This window comes from Pseudothioclava alba (assembly GCF_033100795.1).
In the GTDB taxonomy this organism is placed as follows: Bacteria; Pseudomonadota; Alphaproteobacteria; order Rhodobacterales; family Rhodobacteraceae; genus Pseudothioclava.
In genome coordinates this window covers 883,506-903,450 of record NZ_JAWLVI010000001.1, presented here as the reverse complement: position 1 = coordinate 903,450, position 19,945 = coordinate 883,506, and the positions used below count along the sequence as shown (strand labels likewise).

Sequence of the window (19,945 nt, the reverse complement as noted above, 5' to 3'; positions counted from 1 at the left end):
AAGTCGCGGCTAGTTATGGCGCCGAAAGCCAACGTTAGCGCTAACAGTGGAGAAAACCATGGTCTCGCGTGTCATTCCTGTCGATCCTTTCGATCTGGTGGTCTTCGGCGCAACCGGCGATCTTGCCAACCGCAAAATCCTGCCGGGCCTCTATCGCCGCTTCTTCGCAGGGCAAATCCCCGAAGGCTCGCAGATCATCGGGGCGGCACGCACGGAAATGGACGCCGAGGCGTTCCGCGCGCAAACCCGCGCCGCGATTACCGAACACGTTGGCAAGGCCAAGCAGGACAAAGCGCAGATCGAGGCGTTCCTGAATATCCTCGATTACGTCGCGATTGACGCCAAGGGCGAGGCCGGTTGGGCCGAGCTGGCCGCCAAGGTGCAGCCGGGCAAGGTCCATGCGTTCTATTTCTCGGTCGCGCCCGCGCTGTTCGGCGATCTGGCCGAGCGCCTGCACCGCAACAAAATGGCCGGCCCCGAGGCGCGGATTGTGGTCGAAAAACCCTTCGGTCGCGACTTGGAAACGGCCCGCGCGCTGAACGCGACGCTGGCCGCGCATTTCGACGAACATCAGATCTACCGCATCGACCATTATCTGGGCAAAGAAACCGTGCAAAACCTGATGGCGGTGCGCTTTGCCAATATCCTGTTCGAACCCTTGTGGAACAGCCAGTATATCGACCATGTGCAGATCACCGTGGCCGAGACCGTGGGTATTGGCGGGCGTGGCAGCTATTACGACAAGTCGGGCGCGATGCGCGATATGGTGCAAAACCACCTGATGCAGCTTTTGTGCCTGATCGCGATGGAGCCGCCCTATCACTTTGACCCCGACGCGGTGCGCGACGAGAAGCTCAAGGTGATCCGCGCGCTGCAACCGGTGCAGTCGTCCGACATCGTGCGCGGCCAGTATCTGGGCCTCAAGCGCAAGGGCGAAGAGGGGCTGGCGGGCTATCTTGAGGATGTCGAGGACCGCAATTCGAAGACCGAATCCTATATCGCGCTGAAAACCCATGTGGCGAACTGGCGCTGGCAGGGCACGCCCTTCTATCTGCGCACCGGCAAACGCCTGCGCGCGCGGACTTCGGAAATCGCGATCACCTTCAAACAGCCGCCGCACTCGATCTTTGACGAGGATGATGCGGATTGGCGCGAGAACGTGCTGGTGATCCGGCTGCAACCGAATGAGGGGATGAACCTCAAGGTGATGATCAAGGAGCCGGGGCCGGGGGGGATGCGCCTTGTGCAGGTGCCACTTGATATGTCCTTTGCCGAGGCCTTGGGCGAGGATGGCGCCGATATTCCCGACGCGTATGAGCGCCTGATCATGGATGTGATCCGCGGCAACCAGACGCTGTTCATGCGCGGCGACGAGGTCGAGGCCGCCTGGGCTTGGACCGACCCGATCCTGAACGGCTGGGTCGAGCGTGGCGACAAGCCGCAGCCCTATGATTCCGGCTCGTCCGGCCCCGAGGATGCGCTGATGCTGATGCACCGCGACGGGCGCCGCTGGCGGGAGATCCGCGAATGAATTTCGCGACTTACCCCGACCGCGAGATGATGATGCTTGATCTCGCCGACCAGATCGCCTCGGAACTGCGCGCGGCGATCGAGGCGAAGGGCCGCGCGACGCTTTCGGTTCCGGGCGGGACCACGCCGGGGCCGATTTTCGACACGCTCTCGGGCGTCGATCTGGACTGGTCGAAGGTCGCGGTGATGCTTAATGACGAACGCTGGGTCGATGAAACCAGCCCGCGCTCGAACACGCGCCTCTTGCGCGAACGCCTGCAGAAAGACCGCGCGGCAAAGGCGGTTCTGGTGCCGCTTTACGCCGATGCGCCGCGTCCCGAGGACAAGATGGAGGTGCTGGCCGAAGGCATCGCCGCGCATCTGCCGATTGATGTTCTGCTTTTGGGGATGGGGGCGGATATGCACACCGCCAGCCTGTTCCCCGGTGCCGACCGTCTGGCCGAGGCGCTGTCCGATGACGCGCCGATCCTTCTGCCGATGCGCGCCGAGGCCGCGGGCGAGCCGCGCATCACGCTCTCCGCTCCGGTTTTGCGCGACGCGATGCACATTCATATCCTGATTACAGGGGCCGAAAAGCGTGCCGCTATTGAGCGCGCCGAGACCCTTCCCGTCGAGGAGGCGCCCGTCGGTGCCGTCCTCGCCAATGCAACTGTTCACTGGGCCGAGTAACATGACGATCTGGAAATCCCTTGCCGCACGCTATCAGGCCGTCGCGGAGCGCCCGCTGCTGGAATTGTTCGAAAATGAAAAGCGTGCCGCCGATTTTTCGGTCGCTCAGGGCGAGTTTCTGTTTGATTATTCCAAGACCAACATCGACGCGGAAACGCGCGATCTGCTGCTGGACCTTGCGCGCGGCGCGGGGGTCGAGGCCAAGCGCGACGCGATGTTCCAGGGCGCCAGGATCAACGAGACCGAGGGGCGCGCGGTCCTGCATACCGCGCTTCGCAACCTCGAGACGCCGGTTACGGTGGATGGCGCTGACGTCATGCCCGAGGTGCGCGAAACCCACGCCCGCATGGCGGCCTTTGCCGAGGACGTCCGCGCGGGCCGCTACACGGGGCAGGGTGGCAGGATTACGGATGTGGTAAATATCGGCATTGGTGGCTCTGACCTTGGGCCTGCGATGGCGGTTCTGGCGCTGGCATCCTATCACGACGGGCCGCGGTGCCATTTCGTCTCGAACGTGGATGGGGCGCATATCCACGACACGTTGCGCGGGCTGAACCCCGAGACAACGCTGGTGATTGTCGCCTCCAAGACCTTCACCACCATCGAGACGATGACCAACGCCGAAACCGCCCGCAAGTGGATGGCCGAAAAGGTCGCCTCTCCGGCGGCGCAATTCGCGGCCCTTTCGACTGCGGCTGACAAGACTGCGGCCTTCGGTATTGATGGCGCGCGCGTCTTTGGCTTCGCTGATTGGGTCGGTGGGCGCTATTCGATGTGGGGACCGATCGGGCTGTCGCTGATGATCGCGGTCGGACTGCAGGATTTCGACGCGATGCTGGCAGGTGCAGCCGCGATGGACACGCATTTCCGCGAGGCTCCACTGGCCGAGAACCTGCCGGTTCTGCTGGCGCTTGTCGGCATCTGGCATAACCAGTTTTGCGGCTATGCGACCCGCGCGGTGCTGCCCTATGACCAGCGGCTGTCGCGCCTTCCGGCCTATCTGCAACAGCTTGAAATGGAATCGAACGGCAAGCGCGTCTCGATGGATGGGGCCGATCTGCCCTATCATTCCGGCCCCGTGGTCTGGGGGGAACCCGGCACCAACGGCCAGCACGCGTTCTATCAGTTGATCCATCAAGGCACGCGGGTGATCCCATGTGAATTCATGGTTGCGGCCGAGGGGCACGAGCCTGATCTCGCGCATCACCACCTGCTGCTGGTTTCGAATTGTCTGGCGCAGTCCGAGGCATTGATGCGGGGCCGCTCGCTGGCCGAAGCGACCGAGATCATGCGCAAAAAAGGGCTGACGGGGGCCGAGCTGGAGCGTCAGGCGCGCCACCGCGTGTTCCCTGGCTCGCGGCCTTCGACGACGCTCTTGTATCCCAAGCTTACGCCCGCGACCTTTGGGGCGATTGTCGCGCTTTATGAGCACCGCGTCTTTGTCGAAGGGGTGATCCTTGGGATCAACAGCTTTGACCAATGGGGGGTGGAACTGGGCAAAGAACTGGCCCTGGCGCTGGCTCCGGTGCTGGCGGGCAGCGACGATGGCGCGGGCAAGGATGGCTCGACGCTGGGGCTTGTGGCTCGCGTGCGCGCGCTGCGCGGCTAAACCGTTATCTACAAACGCAAACGGGAGGCGTTTGGTCCCCCGTTAGCATTTCTGAGTGTCGCAATTACAGCGCGCGCCAGCCGATGTCCGAGCGGCAGAAACCCTCTGCCCAGTCGATCTGATCGACCATCGCATAGGCCCGCTCGCGCGCCTCTTGCAGCGTCGCGCCGCGCGCGGTGACGTTCAGCACCCGCCCGCCGGTTGCCACAATCTGCCCGTCCTTCAGTGCGGTGCCCGCATGGAACACCATCTGCGAGGATGTCTCGGGCAGCGCGTCCAACCCGTTGATTGCGGTGCCTTTTTCGTAAGATCCCGGATAGCCCTTGGCGGCCATCACCACTGTCAGCGCATGATCGTCGGCCCAGTTGACCTTGACCTGATCGAGCCGCCCTTCGGCACAGGCCAGCAGCAGGTCCAGCGCCTGCGCACCCATCCGCAGCATCAGCACCTGACACTCGGGGTCGCCAAAGCGCACGTTATACTCGACCAGCCGCGCGCGCCCGTCCTTGATCATCAGGCCGGCATAGAGCACGCCCTGGAACGGGGTGCCGCGCCGCGCCATCTCGTCGATGGTGGGCTGCACGATTTCGCGCAGCGCCTGCTCTTCGATAGCGGCGCTCAGCACGGGGGCGGGGGAATAGGCACCCATTCCGCCGGTGTTCGGCCCCGTATCGCCATCACCCACGCGCTTGTGGTCTTGCGCGCCACCCACCGCGAGGATCGAGGCGCCATCCGACAGCACGAAGAGCGAGGCTTCCTCGCCCTCCATGAATTCCTCGATCACGACCTCGGCGCCAGCCGCGCCAAAGGCGCCGCCGAAAATCTCTTCCAGCCCCGACAGCGCCTCTTCCAGCGTCATCGCGACGATCACGCCTTTGCCGGCCGCAAGCCCGTCGGCCTTGACCACGATCGGCGCGCCCTGTTCCAGAACGTAGGATTTCGCCTCGTCCAGATCGGTGAATCGCGCATAGCCTGCGGTGGGGGCATTGCAGGCGTCGCAAATTTCTTTGGTAAAGGCTTTAGAGGCCTCAAGCTTGGCCGCCTCTGCCGAGGGACCAAAGCACAGGATACCCGCCGCGCGCAGCGCATCGGCCACACCAGCGGCCAAGGGCGCCTCGGGGCCGATCACCACGAAATCAATCGCGTTTTCCTCGACACAGGCCAGAACCGCGCCCGCATCGCACGGATCAATTGCCACACATTCGGCAACTGCCGCCATACCAGCATTGCCCGGAGCGGCCAAAAGCCGGTCGCATTTCGGGTTTTGTTTGATCGCCCAAGCCAGCGCATGTTCGCGCCCGCCGCTGCCCAGAACCAAAATGTTCATAGCTTTCCCCTTGGCCTATTGTCCCGAGCCTTCTAAGGTCTGCACGCGCGACAGGCAAGGCGGCCAGATGGACCTGATTGAAGACACCCCCGGCACTGCGGGAAATGCCCATGAATACACCGTTTCCGAAATCTCGGGGGCGGTCAAACGCTCGCTTGAGGACCAGTTCGGGCGTGTGCGCGTGCGTGGCGAGGTTGGGCGTGTCTCGATGCCGCGCTCGGGGCATATGTATTTCGACCTGAAAGACGAGAATGCGGTGATCGCGGCGGTGTCCTGGAAGGGGCAGGTCGCGCGGATGCAGGTCCGCCCCGAAGAGGGGATGGAGGTCATCGCGACGGGCCGGATGACGACCTTTCCGGGCCAGTCGAAATACCAGCTGATCGTCGATACGGTCGAACCTGCGGGCGCAGGTGCGCTGATGGCGATGCTTGAGGCGCGCAAGAAACAGCTTGCCGCCGAAGGGCTTTTTGATCCTGCGCGCAAGCAGCAAATCCCGTGGTTGCCGCGCACAATCGGGGTGGTGACATCGCCCTCGGGGGCGGTGATCCGCGATATTCTGCACCGGCTGCGCGACCGCTTTCCACGCCATGTGCTGATCTGGCCGGTGGCGGTGCAGGGCCAGTCCTGCGCGCCAGAGGTCACGCGCGCCATTAACGGCTTCAACGCGCTGCCCGAAGGCGGGCCGATCCCGCGCCCCGATCTGATTATCGTGGCGCGCGGGGGGGGCTCGCTTGAGGATTTATGGGGGTTCAACGAGGAAAGCGTCGTGCGTGCTGCGGCCGCATCCCGCATTCCGCTGATTTCCGCCGTCGGGCATGAAACCGATACCACGCTGATCGACTTTGCCTCGGATCGTCGCGCGCCGACGCCGACCGCCGCCGCCGAGATGGCGGTGCCGGTGCGCGCCGATCTGCTGGACTGGCTGGGGGAGGCGGAGCTGCGCATCATGCGGGCCACCCGCGCGCGCCTGAACCAAAGCCGCCAGCGCCACGCTGACCTCTCGCGCGCCCTCGGCCGCCCCGAGACGCTGGTGCAGCCCGCGCGGCAACGCTTTGACATGTGGGCCGACCGGGTTGGCCCTGCGCTGCGTGCTGTCATCAGCCGCAAGCGCGAGGCCTTTGCGCCCCTGGCCGCGCTGATCGCGCCGCGTCTGCTGCAAAACGTCCTGCGCAACGAACGCGAGCGGCTGGCGTCGCTCTCGGACCGGCTGGAGCGGGCGCCCGTTGCGCGGCTGGAGGCATTGACCGAGCGGCTGGACCGTCTTGAGCGTCTGCGCCAGACGCTTGGCTACACCGAAACCCTCAAGCGCGGTTACGCCGTGGTGTGGGGCGAGCGGGGGCTTGTGACCTCGCAGGCGCAGGCCGCGCGCGAGGGGAGGCTTGAGATCGAGTTCCACGATGGCCGCTTGCCAGTGGGAACGGGGGGCGCGCCCGAGCCGTCCGCGCCGCGCACGCCCGCCAAGCCCAAGAAACCGCCGCCGCCCGAGCAAGGCAACCTGTTCTAAACGCCGACCTCCGGCCCCAGACATTCCAAAGCGGCGGGGGATTCGTTCAGGCTGATAAGGGGCGGCTTGTCCGGGTCGTTTTCGAACCGCGCGACCAGCCCTTCGGGCGCGTCAAAGAACGTCCAGCATTGCAAATCGACGGCCGCTTCGTGGTAGTCGAAGCAGATAAACTCGCCCGACTGGAACCAGTCGCCCTCTTTGCATTCGCCTGCGGCAAAGGCCCAAAGAACCTTCTGGCCGGGCAGATATTGCTCGACGCCGTAAGGCTCGCCCAGAACCGAATAGGTGATCGTGCGGCCAAGAGTGCGCGCCTCGAATGCTGCCGCATCAAGCGGTGGACCAAGGGGCGCTTCCTGCGCAAGGGCAGGGACGGCGAGAAACAAAGAGACAAAAGCAAATTGGTTCATGGGCGTCACATTGACAGAGAGGTTTCCCGGTGCAAACGCACCTTATCGTGAGGCTTTCGCCAGCGCGCGCACGCGGTGGTCCATGACGCGGCGCCACAGCGGCGGGACCAGCGCAAGGGCGGCCATCGCGGGCAGGGAGCGCGGCAGGATCGGGCGGCCCGGTGCGCCCGTATCGCCCAAGCGCAGCGCCGGATAAACGCGCGAGGGGTGGGCGTGGTGGTCCGAGTGGCGCGGCGCGTTCAGCATCCACAGCGACGAAACCGGATGCGGCGCGTCCCAGCTATGGGCCTCGTTCACCGGCTCGTATTGGCCATTACCAAGCGGCTTGCGGCTAAGCCCGTAGTGCTGGACGTAATCGGACAGCAAAAGCTGGATCTGCGCGTAAAGGCAAAGCAGCAGGTAGGCCAGCAACCCGCCCGCGCCGAACAGCACCGCCACCACCAGCGCAAACCCCGCGCCGCCCAGAACATAATCGGCATAGGGGCGCAGGCCCGACACTGCGCCGCCTTGCGCGCGCTGGCGCAGGTTGCGCTCCATCTCCCAGCCGGTGCTGAACGAGCCGACCCACGCGCGGGGTGCAAAGCTCCAGAACCCTTCGCCAAGCTCGGCGGAATTCGGGTCGTTCGGGGTGGCGGCAAACCGGTGGTGCACATGGCGGTGCGCCGAGGTGTGATGCCCGAACAGAAGCGAGGTGTAGATCCATTTTCCAAGCAGGAACAGTCGCTTGTCCGAGCGGTGGATCAGCTCATGCGCGTTCGAGTTCGAAACCTGTCCAAAGAACAGCCCGAAGCTGAGAAACACCAGAACCTTCGATCCAAAGCCCAGATAGGTGCCGCCCGAAAGCGCCCATACCGCCAGAAACAAAAGCGCGAAATGCACGCCCGCGAGCACCTTTGACAGCGTATCGGCGGCGGGAAACTCGGGCGCATCGGGCGCGGGGCGCGCAAGCAGTTCATCCAGCAGGAAGATGAACACGGCAATCCAAAGGAAGGCGATCCACGCCGCCAGCCCGCCGAACAGCGCCGCCAGCACCATGAAGGGCACGGGCGACAGAACCACGATGGCGAATGTATCGGCCTCGGGAAGCTCGCGCGGCAACGCCAGCAGCGTGCGCAAGGGCTGCGGCAGCGCCTCCATCCACGAGGGGGGCTGCTGCGGGTCCGGGCTTGCACCCAGAGGGGTCTGATCTGGCATCAAGGGGTCTCCTGCCTGCCTTCAAGAGAGATGGTCGGATCATAGCGAGGCGCGTGGGCATGTCATCTTCGGGCTTGCGGGCGCGACGATTTTTCGCTGATCTGTGGTAATGGCGTTAACCTTTTTCCTTGTCGCCGGTGTATTCGCGCTGGCCTATCTGCTCCGCTTTGCCGCGGCCGCGCCGGGCTGGCCGAAATCGGTGGTGAAAACCCTGTCTGTCTTGGCACTGGCCGTTGCGGCATTTGGTGCGGGCGCGCCTGCGCTGATCTGGAGCGGGCTGGCGCTTGGCGCCTTGGGCGATTTCTGTCTCTCGCGCCCGTCGCAGCAGGCGTTTCTGGCCGGAATGGCGGCTTTTGCGGGCGGGCATCTGGCCTATGTCGGTGCGATTGTGGGTTTTGGCGGGGGCTGGCCCGGCTGGGCTTTGGCGCTGCCGTTGGGGCTGTTGCTGGTCTCGGCCGAGGTTTGGCTCGCGCCCTACACCCACGACCTTCGCTGGCCGGTGCGGGGCTATGTGCTGGTGATCGGCGCGATGGGGCTGGTGGCGATGGGGCTGCCCGCGCCCTTCGCGCAGGTGCAGATTGGCGCGCTGGCCTTCATCCTGTCGGATCTGCTTTTGGCGATTGAAACCTTCCGTTTGCCGGACGGGCATCCGATGGCGCGGCGTCTCAAACACCTGCTTTGGGTGTTTTACTGGGGCGGGCAGGCCATGATTGCGGCGGGCACGATGGGCTGACCCCTTCCATCGCCTGCCTGCATGGATTAGGTGGGGAGGGAAGCCAACGGGAGGGCGCGGATGTCCTTTTTCAAGAAACTCAAGGATCGCCTGACGCGGTCGTCGTCAAAGCTCGAAGAGGGGCTGGATGCGATTGTGGCCGAAGGTGCGGTCGAAGACGCCGTTGCCGAGGTCGCGCCCGAAGCGCCTGAGGTGAGTGTAGAGCCGTCTCCGGCGCCCGCGCCCGCGCCCGAGCCTGCGCAAAAGCCGGGGCTGATCGGGCGTATCTTTGGCAAGCCCGCCGCGCGCGATGCGCCGCGCCGCGTGCTTGACGACGAGATGCTGGAAAGCCTTGAGGAATTGCTGATCGCCTCGGATATGGGCGTGGATACGGCGCTGCGGGTCTCGGCCAATCTGGCCGAAGGGCGGATGGGCAAGAAGCTGTCGGTCCCCGAACTCAAGGGGCTGCTGGCCGCCGAGGTCGCGCGCATCATGGAACCCGTCGCGCGCCCGCTTCCGATCTATCCGAAAAAGCCGCAAGTGGTGCTTGTGGTGGGGGTGAACGGCTCGGGCAAGACGACGACCATCGGCAAGCTGGCCTCGCAGTTCAAGGCGGCAGGCAAGTCGGTGGTGATTGCCGCGGGCGATACCTTTCGCGCGGCTGCGGTCGAGCAGCTTCAGGTCTGGGGCCAGCGCGCGGGCGTGCCGGTGCTGACCGCGCCCGAAGGCGCTGACCCTGCCGCCCTGGCCTTTGACGCGATGGCCAAGGCCGAGGCCGAGGGCGCCGATCTGCTGATGATCGACACTGCCGGACGGCTGCAAAACCGCGCCGACCTGATGGAAGAGCTGGCGAAAATCGTCCGTGTCATCCGCAAAAAGGACGAGAGCGCGCCGCATAACACGCTTTTGGTGCTGGATGCGACGACAGGTCAGAACGCGCTGAGTCAGGTCGAGATTTTCACCAAGATCGCCTCGGTCTCGGGGCTGGTGATGACGAAACTCGACGGCACGGCCAAGGGCGGTGTTCTGGTCGCGCTCGCGGACAAGTTCGGCCTGCCGATCCATGCCATCGGCGTGGGCGAGCAGATTGACGATCTGGCGCCCTTCGACCCCGAGGAATTTGCCCGCGCGCTTGTGGGCGCGGATGCGTGACGCCTCGGGCGGGATGAAACATGAGTGACTTTATCGCCTCTTTGGAAGGCACGCCGGACGGGCATCAGGCAGCTCTGGCGCTGGCGCTTCTGGCGGCCTTTCTGCACGCGCTGTTCGGGGCGCTGCAAAAGGGGCGGCATGATCCATGGCTCTCGCGCGCAGCCATCGACGCAAGCTACGGTGTGATCGCGGCGCCTTTCGCGCTGTTCGTGTTCCCTTGGCCCGAGCCGCATATGTGGCCGATCTTCGCGGGCGCCTTTGTGATCCACGCAGGCTACAAGCTGGCGCAGGCGATGACCTACCAGCGCGGCGCCTATACGGTCGTCTATCCGGTGGTGCGTGGCACGGGGCCGTTTTTTGCCGTGATCGGCGCAGGGTTTGTGTTCAACGAGCATTTCACCTTAGGCCAATGGGGCGGTGTGGCGCTGTTGCTGGCGGGGATCTACGGGTTGGCGATCTACAACCTGCGCACCATCACGGTGGGGCGCGAAACGATGCTGCCTGCGCTTGGCTTTGCGGTGCTGACCGGCGGGTTTGTTGCGCTTTACACGACCTATGACGCCTATGGCATCCGCGCCACGGCCGACCCGTTCACCTTTCTGGCGTGGTTCTTTTTTCTCGACGGTTTTTTTATGCCCGCGATCACCTTCCGGCGGTGGCGCCGTCTGCCCGCCTCCGAGTTTGCCCCGCTTCTGAAGCGCGGTGTGACCGGGGCGTTTGTGGCCTATTTCTCGTTCGGGGCAATCATGCTGGCGACGCGGCTGGATAATGTGGGCGAGGCGGCGGTTCTGCGCGAGACCTCGACCGTGTTTGCAGCCTTGATCGGCTGGCTGGTTCTGGGCGAAAAGGTCGGGCCAAGGCGCACCGCGCTGATGGCGCTGATTGCGGCTGGTGCCGTGGTCGTGGAAATGGCAGGGTAGGGATATGGCAGAGAAAACACTCAAACCGGGCCTGAAAGTGCTTTTGGAATACGGGCCGCTTCTGGTCTTTTTCGTGGCCTTCTACCTGTTCAAGGATCGCCCGGTTCTGGTGGCCGGAACCGAGTATAAGGGCTTCATCGTCGCAACCGCGATTTTTGTGCCGGTTCTGGCCCTGGCGACGCTGGTGCAATGGCGCCTCAGCGGGCATCTGTCGGTGATGCAGATCGCGACGCTGGTGCTGGTGGTGGCCTTTGGCGGGCTGACCGTCTGGCTGAATGATCCGACCTTCTTCAAAATGAAGCCAACGCTGATTTATCTTTTGTTTGCAGGTGCTTTGGGGGTCGGGCTGATGCGCGGCAAACCGTGGCTGAAATCGGTTCTGGGCGATGCCTTGCCGATGTCCGAGCAAGGCTGGATGATCCTGACGCGCCGCTTTGTCGGGCTGTTTTTGGGGCTTGCGGTGGCGAATGAAATCGTCTGGCGCACCATGTCCGATACCGCCTGGGTCAATTTCAAGACCTTCGGCCTGACCGCGATCATGTTTGCCTTTGTGCTTGCGCAAAGCGGGGTGATCTCGCGCCACGGGATCAGCAAGGACGACGACGACGCGCCGCGCGCCTGAAACACATTCCTGCCCTTGAATTAAAGGTGCTTGCCACTGGGGCAGGTTGACGCAGGGGCCCCTTGGGGGTAGGTGCGAAACCTCATTCAGTTACAAGGTCATCTCCCATGTCGCAGGATTGGAATACCCGCACCAAGCTCGTCCACGAAGGCACCCGCCGGTCGCAGTATGGCGAGATGGCCGAGGCGATGTTCCTGACGCAGGGTTTTGTCTACCCGTCCGCCGAGGCCGCCGAGGCGCGCTTTGATGCCTTGGGCGAGGACGAGTTTATCTATGCCCGCTATGGCAACCCGACGACGCGCATGTTCGAAGACCGGATGGCGTCGATCGAGGGCACCGAGGATGCCTTTGCTTGTGCCTCGGGGATGGCTGCGATCAACGGCGCGCTTTGTGCGCTGGTCAAGGCGGGCGATCATGTGGTTGCCGCGCGCCAGATGTTCGGATCGTGCCTCAAGGTGCTGGAGTTCCTGCAAGGCTTTGGCGTCGAGGTGACGCTGGTTGACGGCGTCGATCTGGCCCAGTGGCAGGCGGCGATGCGCCCCAATACCAAGGTGTGCTTCTTCGAGAGCGTCTCGAACCCCGGCCTTGAGGTGATCGACATTGCGGGTGTGGCCAAGATCGCCCACGCGGGCGGTGCGATGGTTCTGGTCGATAACGCTTTTGCCTCGCCGATCTTCTCGCGCGCGGCAGAGCTTGGCGCGGATATTATCGTCTATTCTTCGACCAAACATATCGACGGCGGTGGTCGCGTTCTGGGCGGTGTGGTTTGTGCCTCGCGCGATTTTATCCGTGGCCCGCTGGAGACTTACGTCAAACACACCGGCGGCGCGATGAGCCCGTTCCATGCGTGGGTGATGCTTTCGGGGCTGCAGACGCTGGACCTGCGGGTGCGCGCGCAGGCGTCGAACGCGGCCGGTGTGGCCTCGGCGATTGCGGGGCATGACAACCTCGTGCGCACGATCTATCCGGGGCTGGTGACGCATCCGCAACACGCGCTCGCGATCGAGCAGATGGGCGCGGGCGGCACGATGGTGGCTCTGGAGTTCCGCGGCGGCAAAGAGGCGGCGTTCCGGTTCCTTAATGCGCTGAAAATCATCCTGATTTCGAACAACCTTGGCGATGCGCGCTCTATCGCGACGCACCCGGCAACGACGACGCACTCCTCGATGAGCGCGGAAAAACGTGCCGAAGTGGGCGTGACCGACGGGCTGGTGCGGATTTCGATGGGGATCGAGGACGGCGCGGATCTGGTGGCCGATATTCGTCAGGCGCTTGACGCGGCCTGATCCGTCGCTCTCGGGAAAATATGTGCCGCTTTCCCTTGGACTTTGGGGAAGCGCACGCCATATGTTGCCCCATATCCGCGGCTTCGCCGGAGGGAGAGCATGAACCGTATCGACAAAATCGCCCATCCCGACAGGGAAACGGCTGAAAGCGCGCTGGAAACGCTGCGCGCTTGGGCCAGCACGGCAACGCCCGAAGAGGTGGCCGCGCTTGACCCTGCGATTGCGCGCCTGCTGCCCGAGCGCGCCGTGTCGAACTATCCCGACCTCAAGCGCCGCTATGACGCCGATTTCAAGGTGGACGCCGCCTATAAGGCGACGCTGCCCGACCTGCAAAACGGCCCCGCCTCGCTGATCGTGGGCGCAAAAACCCGCATCGAGCATGTGGGGATTTCGAACTTCCGCCTGCCGATCCGCTATCGCCGCCGCGACGGGGGCGACATCGTGCTTGAAACCTCGGTCACCGGCACCGTCAGCCTTGAGGCCGAGAAGAAGGGCATCAACATGAGCCGCATCATGCGCAGCTTCTATGCCCATGCAGAGCGCGATTTCTCGGCCGAGGTGATGGCCCACGCGGTCGATGATTACAAAGACCACCTCGAAAGTTTCGATGCGCGCCTCCAGATGCGGTTTTCCTTCCCCGTGCGGATCGAGAGCCTGCGCTCGGGGCTGTCGGGCTGGCAATATTACGACATCGCGCTGGAGCAGGTTGATCTGGGCGGCCAGCGCAAAGAGATCATCCATCTCGATTACGTCTATTCCTCGACCTGCCCGTGCTCGCTGGAACTGTCCGAGCACGCCCGCCAGTCGCGCGGGCAACTGGCGACGCCGCATTCGCAACGCTCGGTCGCGCGGATTTCGGTTGTGGCCGAAGAGGGCGCGTGCCTCTGGTTCGAAGACCTGATCGAGATCGCGCGACAGGCGGTGCCGACCGAAACGCAGGTGATGGTCAAGCGCGAGGATGAACAGGCCTTCGCGGAACTCAACGCCGCCAACCCGATTTTCGTTGAAGACGCGGTGCGCGCCTTCGCGGGCGGGCTGTTGGCCGATCCGCGCGTGGGTGATTTCCGCGTGGCCGCCAGCCATCAGGAAAGCCTGCACAGCCACGATGCGGTCGCGCTTTTGACCGAGGGCGAGACCTTCCGCTCGGAAAGCCTTGATCCGCGCCTCTTTGCCTCGCTTCTGCATCAGGGGTGAGCCCGAAAAAGGGGCGAACAATTGTGGAACATGTCTTGGCCTCGCGCGCATGAGCCGCTAGATTGGCGGTTATGAACGGATTTGACGACGATCCCTATGAAGGGGCGATGAGCCTGTCCGCGCGTGCGATGATGGCCGCGCGCGGGGCGCCCGAGTATCTGGACGGGCTGAACCCCGCGCAGCGCGAGGCGGTCGAGGCGCTGAATGGCCCGGTGCTGATGCTTGCGGGCGCAGGCACCGGCAAGACCAAGGCGCTGACCACGCGCATCGCGCATCTGATCCACACAGGCGCCGCGCGCCCCCATGAAATTCTGGCTGTGACCTTCACCAACAAGGCCGCGCGCGAGATGAAAGAGCGGGTCGGCGTGCTTCTGGGTGGCGCGATCGAGGGGATGCCGTGGATGGGCACCTTCCACTCGGTCTGCGTGAAACTGTTGCGCCGCCACGCCGAGCTGGTGGGTCTCAAGTCGAACTTCACCATTCTGGATACGGACGATCAGGTGCGGCTGCTCAAGCAGTTGGTCATTGCCGCCAATATGGACGAAAAGCGCTGGCCCGCGCGGCAGTTGGCGGGGCTGATCGACGGCTGGAAGAACCGCGCGCTGACGCCCGAGCGCGTGACGGGCGGCGAAACGGCGGCCTTCAACAACAAGGGTTCGGAGCTTTACGCAGCCTATCAGGAACGCCTGCGCACGCTCAATGCTGTCGATTTCGGTGACCTGCTGCTGCATATGGTCACGATCTTCCAGAAGCACCCCGATGTGCTGGAGAATTACCAGCGCCTCTTCCGCTATATTCTGGTGGACGAGTATCAAGATACCAACGTCGCCCAATACCTCTGGCTGCGGCTTCTGGCGCAGGCGCATAAGAACGTGTGCTGCGTCGGCGATGACGATCAGTCGATCTATGGCTGGCGCGGCGCCGAAGTGGGGAACATCCTGCGGTTCGAGCGCGATTTTCCGGGCGCGGTCGTGGTGCGGCTTGAACAGAATTACCGCTCGACCGAGCATATTCTGGCGGCGGCCTCGCGGCTGATTTCCGGCAACTCTGATCGTCTGGGCAAGACGCTTTGGACTGAGGCCTCGGGCGGCGAGAAGGTCCGCCTGATCGGTCACTGGGACGGCGAGGAGGAGGCGCGATGGATCGGCGAAGAGATCGAGGCGATGAACCGTGGCACGCGGGGGCTTGATCCCTACCGGCTGAACGATGTGGCAATCCTCGTGCGCGCCTCGCACCAGATGCGCGCCTTTGAGGACCGCTTTCTGTCGATCGGGCTGCCCTATCGCGTGATCGGCGGGCCGCGCTTCTATGAACGCCTAGAGATTCGCGACGCGATGGCCTATTTCCGCCTCGCGGTCTCGCCCGATGATGATCTGGCGTTCGAACGGATCATCAACACGCCGCGCCGCGGTCTGGGCGACAAGGCCTTGCAAACCGTGCAGCGCCGCGCGCGCGAGGGCGATATGCCGCTTCTGATGGGCGCGCAGGCGGCGGTGGCCGAGGGGCTTTTGTCGGGCAAGGGGCTGGGTCAGTTGCGCCTTCTGGTCGAGATGATCGGGCGCTGGCACGGCGATGTGCTGGCGGGCGCGGACCATATCCGGCTGGCCGAAACAATCCTTGAGGAATCGGGCTACACAACGATGTGGCTGAACGACAAGACGCCCGAGGCGCCGGGGCGGCTTGAGAACCTGAAGGAACTGGTCAAGGCGCTGGAGCAGTTCGAGAACCTGCAAGGGTTCCTCGAACACGTCGCGCTGATCATGGATAACGACTCGCAAGAAGGCGACGACAAGGTCTCGATCATGACGCTTCACGGCGCGAAGGGGCTGGAGTTTCCGGTCGTCTTTTTGCCCGGCTGGGAGGATGGGCTGTTCCCCAGCCAGCGCTCGATGGACGAAACCGGCCTGAAGGGGCTCGAGGAAGAGCGCCGCCTTGGCTACGTCGGCATTACGCGGGCCGAAGAGATCTGCACGATTTCCTTTGCCGGAAACCGCCGCGTTTACGGCCAGTGGCAGTCGCAGCTTCCCTCGCGGTTCATTGATGAACTGCCCGCAAATCATGTTGAGGTGCTGACGCCGCCGGGCCTTTATGGCGGCGGTGGGGGCGGTGGCTATAGCGCCAGCGTGGAAACCCGCGCGACCAAGGCCGATGTCTACAACTCGCCCGGATGGAAGCGGCTACAGTCGCAAGGCACGCGTGCGGGCGCGCGTCCGCGCGGCGCGGTCACGCTTGAGGCCGAGGTGAATTTCTCTATTGGCGAGCGGGTGTTCCACCAGAAATTCGGCTATGGCGAAGTGATGGGGGTCGAGGCCGATACGCTGGTGGTCGAGTTCGACAAGGCAGGCACGAAACACGTCAAGGCGGGGTTTGTGACGACTGATAGCGTTCCGTTTTAACGCAGGGTTCTGAACAGCCTGTCCAGCCGCACGGCCTCGTCTTCGGTGCCCCAGGGCGCGTTGATGACAAACATGCCTGACCCGATCATGCCGTGGCCTTCGCGTGCGGGCGGAAAGCGCACCTCGGACAACAGCGCGTCTGGGTTGTTGGCCATCAGCGTGCGCACCATCGCGCGCTGCGCGGTCGAGGCTGGAACCGTCGGCGCAAGGATCGGATACCAAAGCGCGATGATCCCCACATTCCACTTCCGCGCGACCTTGGCGATCAGCGAGGGCAGGGTCTCGTAGTCTTTCTTCACCTCGAAGGATGGGTCGATCAGCATGATCCCGCGCCGTGGCGTGGGCGGGGTCAGCGCCAGCGCCATCTCCAGCCCGTCTTTCTGGTGGAAGATGCCGCCGTGGGGCGACATGGTTTCTTTCAGGGCGGTGAACTCTTGCGGGTGCAGGTCACACAGCTGAATCGCGTCGATCGGGCGCAACAGATGCGCGGCCAGCAGCGGCGATCCGGGATAGGCGTGGCCCCCATGTTCGGCACGAACCGCCGCCAAAGCCTGCGCATAGGGGTGTGCGGGCGGGAACCACTTTGCGGCTTCGACCCGCTCGATCCCTTGCTCGGCCTCGCCGGTTTTCAGCGCCTCGGGGGCATCAAGCGCATAAAGCCCGCGCCCCGCATGGGTCTCGATATAGGTCAGCGGCTTATCCTTGCGCGTCAGATAATCCAGCATCACCGCCATCAGCGCGTGCTTGTGCACATCGGCCAGATTTCCTGCGTGGTAGATGTGCTGATAGGAAAGCATGTTTCGCGCCTTGCTGCTGGTGTCCGCCCCGTGATGCCCCGCCGCGCCCCGCCTTGCAAGGGGCGCCAAAGAAAAACGGCGGCGCCCGGGAGGAGGTGGGCACCGCCGCTTTCGCGACCGTCGGCTCCAGGGAGGAGGAGGGAGCCTCGGGTATATCAGGCACCGCCAGGGAGGAGGAGAGGCGGCGCCTTGGGCGGCAGGTCCAGGGAGGAGGAGAGGACCGGCCGTCATTCTTGCCCTTGGTTGAAATGCGGCGATCCCAGGGAGGAGGAGAGGGATCGCCGCTTTCACAACGTCGGCCTCAGGGAGGAGGAGGAGGCCGTCCGTATCGGGCGTCCGGCAGGGGATCATCGCGATCCGTGGGGCCGGTATCTGGTGGGTGGCACCCTCAGGGAGGAGGAGGAGGGCGCCACCGATCTTCGAGGTCCAGGGAGGAGGAGAGGACCTCTAAGAAACTTATTTGCCGTAGGCCGCTTCTTGCGCCACGCGGGTGATCATCGAGCGGTGCAGGCCCAGATCGTCCAGTTCGCGGCTCGACAGCGATTGCAGCTCGCGGATGGTTTCACGGTAGACCTTGCGGCGTGCGATCGCATCAACGATGCCAGCGAAGAACGACGCGATGCCGAATTCGGTGGTGCGGATGTCTTGAACGAGTGCCATATTCGTATCTCTTAGCCTTGAGTGCCGCGTTCCGGTTCTCCGGTCGGTTGGCATGATTTCGTGTTACGCTCTGTCGCGTTGTTGAGGCTAAGATGGCGCTAATGCTGCGGATGCACAATTGCCGAAAGCGTCAATGCCGCCATGCAGAAAGTGCATAACATATACTGACCTATTTACGGGGCGTAAACTTTACAAATGTTGCGCGGGGAAAATTGGTAGAATTTCAAGGCGCTGAAAAATAATGAATAATTTTCGAGGACGCGATTTGTTGCCGCGCCCCCTTGCCCTTGCCTCAGAATGCGTCAAGTTCCGTCAGTGACAGGAAATGCAAGCGGAGGCAGTCACATGGCTGTTACAAAGGATGGGGTCCTCGCAGCGCTGAAGGGAGTCGCGCTGGCCGGAGGGGATGTGGTTTCGCGCGATCTGGTGCGCGCGTTGGTGGCCGAAGGTGGCGTTGTGCGCTTTGTTCTTGAGGGCGCGCCCGAGGCCGAGTTGGCCGCGATGCGCCCCGCGTTGGAGGCGGCGGTGCAGGCGCTGCCCGGTGTGACCTCGGTGACGATTGTTGTGCCGCAAGGGGCGCCCAAGGGCATGGGGGCCGCGCCGAAGGTTGGCGGCCATCCGCAGCCGCAATCCGGCCCGCTGCCCGTCGCGGGGGTGAAAAAGATTATCGCGGTTGGCTCGGGCAAGGGCGGCGTTGGCAAATCGACCGTGTCGTCGAACCTTGCTGTCGCTCTCGCGCGCGAGGGGAAACGTGTGGGCCTGCTGGACGCCGATATTTATGGCCCCTCGCAGCCGCGCATGATGGGGGTGAACCGCCGTCCGGCCTCGCCCGACGGGAAAACGATCCTGCCGCTTCAGGCACACGGGGTCACGCTGATGTCGATCGGTTTCATGCTGAAAGAGGACGAGGCGGTGATCTGGCGCGGGCCGATGCTGATGGGCGCGCTGCAACAGATGCTCGGTCAGGTGAAGTGGGATGAATACGGCGAGCTGGATGTTCTGATTATCGACCTGCCGCCGGGCACCGGGGACATCCAGCTTTCGCTGTGCCAGAAAACCCGACTGGATGGCGCGATCATCGTCTCGACGCCGCAGGATGTGGCGCTTCTGGATGCGCGCAAGGCTCTGGATATGTTCCGCCGGTTGGGGACGCCTGTTGTCGGGCTGATCGAGAATATGTCGACCTATGTCTGCCCGAATTGCGGCCACGAGGCGCATCTCTTCGGGCATGGCGGGGTAGGGACCGAGGCCGAAGCCCTTGGGCTGCCCTATCTGGGCGAGTTACCGCTTGAGCTTGAGGTGCGGATTGCGGGTGACGGTGGGGCGCCGGTGGCCTCGACCGATGGGCCGTCGGCGGCGCCTTATCGCGCGCTGGCGCAAAAGCTGGTGTCGGTCGGCGTGGTCTGATCCTGTCCCGAATTAACGATGCAGGGCGCCCTACGGGGCGCCTTTTGCGTTTTGGATGGGAAAACGCGGGAACGCCTCATGGGAAATCATGGAATCCGCGGGGGTGTTCTGTGCAATCACGCCGAATCACTCTGAGGTGATTGGCCGTGATGTGGCGGATTTTTCTTTGAAATTGCGAATTCTGGAAAAAATCTGGGAATTTATTGCACTGGACTGGGTCAGGGGTGCTGATACTAGATATTGTATGGTTAATTTTTCATTGCACAGTTTAGGGTGCTCATGCCACCTCTCATCGAGTGAATGGGCGAGTTTTCCCAAGCCCTTATCGGTGTTTCTGGCCTTTGGTGGTGAAATTTCCTATTGCTTCCCATGAAATCCCGTGGCATCCCTTTCTTATCGGAAGCGAGGTTCAAAGAGGCATCAAGACCTCACGGCGAAAAGACCAGGTTTCATACAGGCACCCGCTTTACGACAAGAGATCCGGCGCGCGAGCGAGCAGACATCCCCCCAGGTGGCGCGCGCAGCTGGACAACCCCAGAGATGGGACGAGGGCGGCGGA

At 63.6% G+C, this 19,945-nt stretch carries 18 protein-coding genes; 13 read left to right on the top strand and 5 right to left on the bottom strand.

From position 1 onward, the window contains the following. The first annotated feature begins 58 nt into the window (after positions 1-58). Genes zwf through pgi form a run of 3 tightly spaced genes read left to right on the top strand, consistent with a single transcriptional unit; the run spans position 59 to position 3,808 of the window. Complete coding sequence (gene zwf / locus RYZ20_RS04360) at positions 59-1,531, top strand: glucose-6-phosphate dehydrogenase (RefSeq protein ID WP_317670721.1); 1,473 nt, start codon at positions 59-61, stop codon at positions 1,529-1,531. Beyond that, positions 1,528-2,199 (top strand): 6-phosphogluconolactonase, encoded by a 672-nt coding sequence (pgl, locus tag RYZ20_RS04355; protein ID WP_317670719.1) that lies wholly within the window; start codon positions 1,528-1,530, stop codon positions 2,197-2,199. Before zwf ends, pgl begins: the two co-directional genes overlap by 4 nt. Before the next feature lies 1 nt (position 2,200). Continuing rightward, complete coding sequence (gene pgi / locus RYZ20_RS04350; protein WP_317670717.1) at positions 2,201-3,808, top strand: glucose-6-phosphate isomerase; 1,608 nt, start codon at positions 2,201-2,203, stop codon at positions 3,806-3,808. 64 nt (positions 3,809-3,872) lie between these two features. Here the strand turns inward: pgi and purD are convergent, their stop codons facing one another. Then, the gene (gene purD, locus RYZ20_RS04345) at positions 3,873-5,135 is read right to left on the bottom strand and encodes a phosphoribosylamine--glycine ligase (protein WP_317670715.1); all 1,263 of its coding nucleotides are present in this window, start codon (positions 5,133-5,135) and stop codon (positions 3,873-3,875) included. A gap of 67 nt (positions 5,136-5,202) precedes the next feature. On the opposite strand from purD, the gene xseA reads away from it, so the two are divergent. Next, a complete protein-coding gene (gene xseA, locus RYZ20_RS04340) occupies positions 5,203-6,639 on the top strand; it encodes an exodeoxyribonuclease VII large subunit (RefSeq protein WP_317670713.1) in 1,437 nt (478 codons plus the stop codon). Here the strand turns inward: xseA and RYZ20_RS04335 are convergent. Then, positions 6,636-7,046 (bottom strand): hypothetical protein, encoded by a 411-nt coding sequence (locus RYZ20_RS04335; protein WP_317670711.1) that lies wholly within the window; start codon positions 7,044-7,046, stop codon positions 6,636-6,638. The two genes, xseA and RYZ20_RS04335, sit on opposite strands and share 4 nt — an antisense overlap. Before the next feature lie 42 nt (positions 7,047-7,088). Beyond that, on the bottom strand, positions 7,089-8,240 hold the full coding sequence (locus RYZ20_RS04330) for an alkane 1-monooxygenase (protein WP_317670709.1): 1,152 nt from the start codon (positions 8,238-8,240) through the stop codon (positions 7,089-7,091). 109 nt (positions 8,241-8,349) lie between these two features. Between RYZ20_RS04330 and RYZ20_RS04325 the strand changes: the two genes are divergently transcribed. The 7 genes from RYZ20_RS04325 to RYZ20_RS04295 all read left to right on the top strand — a co-directional run bounded on the left by RYZ20_RS04325 (position 8,350) and on the right by RYZ20_RS04295 (position 16,522). Continuing rightward, on the top strand, positions 8,350-8,973 hold the full coding sequence (locus RYZ20_RS04325) for a lysoplasmalogenase (protein WP_317670707.1): 624 nt from the start codon (positions 8,350-8,352) through the stop codon (positions 8,971-8,973). A 60-nt stretch (positions 8,974-9,033) separates the two neighbouring features. Next, complete coding sequence (ftsY, locus tag RYZ20_RS04320; RefSeq protein ID WP_317670706.1) at positions 9,034-10,104, top strand: signal recognition particle-docking protein FtsY; 1,071 nt, start codon at positions 9,034-9,036, stop codon at positions 10,102-10,104. Positions 10,105-10,124: 20 nt separating this feature from the next. Next, a complete protein-coding gene (locus RYZ20_RS04315; protein ID WP_317670705.1) occupies positions 10,125-11,024 on the top strand; it encodes an EamA family transporter in 900 nt (299 codons plus the stop codon). Between the two features lie 4 nt (positions 11,025-11,028). Then, complete coding sequence (locus RYZ20_RS04310) at positions 11,029-11,646, top strand: inner membrane-spanning protein YciB (protein WP_317670704.1); 618 nt, start codon at positions 11,029-11,031, stop codon at positions 11,644-11,646. A 107-nt stretch (positions 11,647-11,753) separates the two neighbouring features. Further along, complete coding sequence (locus tag RYZ20_RS04305) at positions 11,754-12,932, top strand: aminotransferase class V-fold PLP-dependent enzyme (protein ID WP_317670703.1); 1,179 nt, start codon at positions 11,754-11,756, stop codon at positions 12,930-12,932. Between the two features lie 99 nt (positions 12,933-13,031). Then, positions 13,032-14,126 carry a GTP cyclohydrolase FolE2 gene (folE2, locus tag RYZ20_RS04300; protein ID WP_317670702.1) on the top strand — a complete coding sequence of 365 codons (1,095 nt, stop codon included), beginning with the start codon at positions 13,032-13,034 and terminating at the stop codon, positions 14,124-14,126. A gap of 71 nt (positions 14,127-14,197) precedes the next feature. Further along, the gene (locus RYZ20_RS04295; protein WP_317670701.1) at positions 14,198-16,522 is read left to right on the top strand and encodes an ATP-dependent helicase; all 2,325 of its coding nucleotides are present in this window, start codon (positions 14,198-14,200) and stop codon (positions 16,520-16,522) included. Here RYZ20_RS04295 and RYZ20_RS04290 read toward each other — a convergent pair. Further along, the gene (locus tag RYZ20_RS04290) at positions 16,519-17,319 is read right to left on the bottom strand and encodes a 23S rRNA (adenine(2030)-N(6))-methyltransferase RlmJ (RefSeq protein ID WP_317670700.1); all 801 of its coding nucleotides are present in this window, start codon (positions 17,317-17,319) and stop codon (positions 16,519-16,521) included. The genes RYZ20_RS04295 and RYZ20_RS04290 overlap by 4 nt on opposite strands. A gap of 456 nt (positions 17,320-17,775) precedes the next feature. After that, the gene (locus RYZ20_RS04285) at positions 17,776-17,979 is read right to left on the bottom strand and encodes a DUF1127 domain-containing protein (protein WP_317670699.1); all 204 of its coding nucleotides are present in this window, start codon (positions 17,977-17,979) and stop codon (positions 17,776-17,778) included. Positions 17,980-18,324: 345 nt separating this feature from the next. Here RYZ20_RS04285 and RYZ20_RS04280 point away from each other — a divergent pair, with 345 nt between their 5' ends. Further along, positions 18,325-19,386: an Mrp/NBP35 family ATP-binding protein gene (locus RYZ20_RS04280; RefSeq protein WP_317670697.1), complete on the top strand. Its 1,062-nt coding sequence runs from the start codon at positions 18,325-18,327 to the stop codon at positions 19,384-19,386. Between the two features lie 55 nt (positions 19,387-19,441). Continuing rightward, a complete protein-coding gene (locus RYZ20_RS04275; RefSeq protein ID WP_317670695.1) occupies positions 19,442-19,759 on the top strand; it encodes a hypothetical protein in 318 nt (105 codons plus the stop codon). Positions 19,760-19,945: the final 186 nt, after the last annotated feature.